This window comes from Acidiphilium sp. JA12-A1, from assembly GCF_000724705.2.
Classification (GTDB): Bacteria; Pseudomonadota; Alphaproteobacteria; order Acetobacterales; family Acetobacteraceae; genus Acidiphilium; species Acidiphilium multivorum.
The window spans coordinates 1-1,393 of sequence record NZ_JFHO01000198.1 but is presented as its reverse complement, the minus strand read 5'-3'; the positions used below and the strand labels follow the sequence as shown (position 1 = coordinate 1,393).

General features: G+C 63.5%; 1 protein-coding gene and 1 pseudogene. Both read left to right on the top strand.

Annotated elements, in window-relative coordinates:
- Positions 1-627: IS110 family transposase (locus RT91_RS19260; protein ID WP_035189439.1), on the top strand; the 627-nt coding region annotated here is incomplete at its 5' end.
- 531 nt (positions 628-1,158) lie between these two features.
- Positions 1,159-1,393, top strand: a pseudogene (locus RT91_RS21810) (hypothetical protein); the annotation flags it as partial.

The window sequence follows — 1,393 nt, the reverse complement described above, 5'->3', positions numbered from 1 at the left end:
AGTCGTCAAGCCTGGACGTTGATGCACCGGCGCTGGCTGTCGGGACTGCGCTTTGAGCAGCCCCTCCATCACATCGTCCTCGAGGACCTGATTGCCGCTGTCGAAGCGGCAACGGAACGGCGCGATCGGCTGACGCGACAAATCGAGGCGGCCGTACCGGCGTGGTCCCTGGCACCGGTGGCGAAGGCGCTGCAGGCATTGCGGGGTGTGGCGCTGGTAAACGCAGTGACCTTGGTCGCCGAGCTCGGCGATATCACCAGATTTGCCAGTCCGCGACAGCTGATGGCCTATCTCGGCTTGGTTCCCTCGGAACGGTCCAGTGGGCAAACCCGCCGGCAAGGTGGCATCACCAAGGCGGGCAACGGCGCCGCCCGGCGGATGTTGATCGAGGCGGCCTGGAGTTACCGACATCCCGCCCGGGTCAGCCGGGAATTGCTGTTGCGCCAGGAAGGATTGCCCCGGCCGATCCGCGAGATCGCCTGGAAGGCGCAGTTGCGCCTCTGTCGGCGTTATCGCCGCCTGACCCATACCGGCAAGCAGGCCAATGTCGTCACCACCGCGATTGCCCGCGAGTTGGCCGGCTTTATCTGGGCCATCGCACGGAAGGCCGAAATCGCGGCCGGCTGAACAATCGGATATTCGAAGCATACCCGGGAGGTGCCCACACTGATCAAACCCATCTGCAGCCGGGCAAGGCTGGAGGCGCGGTCACGGCCGGAGAACCCTCGCAGCCACTATCAGCCGGGACTTTCCGACGCTGGTCCCTAGACCGAGGCAGCTCCACGACGCATCAGGTCCTGCGGTTCCAATCCGCGTATCAGAGGATGATCTACCGTCGTTTCGGGATTGCGCCTCCAGCCTTACCCAGTCGCAGTCAAACCGAACCGCTTGCTTGCTCATCAGCAAGCAGAAGAAATCTCTTGCCTGCAGCTTGAAATGGCGAACATGAGAGTGTCCCGAATCTGAAATCCATCGGATTTCAGATTCAAAGTGGACACTGGAAAAAACAATAGTTTAGTGGCCTGCCCCTGAAATTCGTGGGTGAGTTTCAGGGACAAGCAGGCCACTAGCGCCCTTTCCGATCCTTCCGGATCGGACCGGGACGCTCCTGGCTGCGGCAGCAAGACGCATGTGACGTCAGTTCAACTGACAATTTCCTTGCCCACCCGGCGCCATCCATGGTCTCTTCCCCCGGTGACCGCGCCCTCCGCCCCATCCCCCGGTTTTTTGCTCCGCCCCCGCTTCGACGCCTTCATCGAGGCGCTCTGCGCCCATATCGCGGGTGAGGGCGCGAAACGCCGCATCGCCGGGCCGCTCATCATCCTCATCTGGCAGCGCCTCCGCCGCCTCGCCGCCCGCTTCGCCCGCCTCGTCACCACCCCGCCCCGGGCGC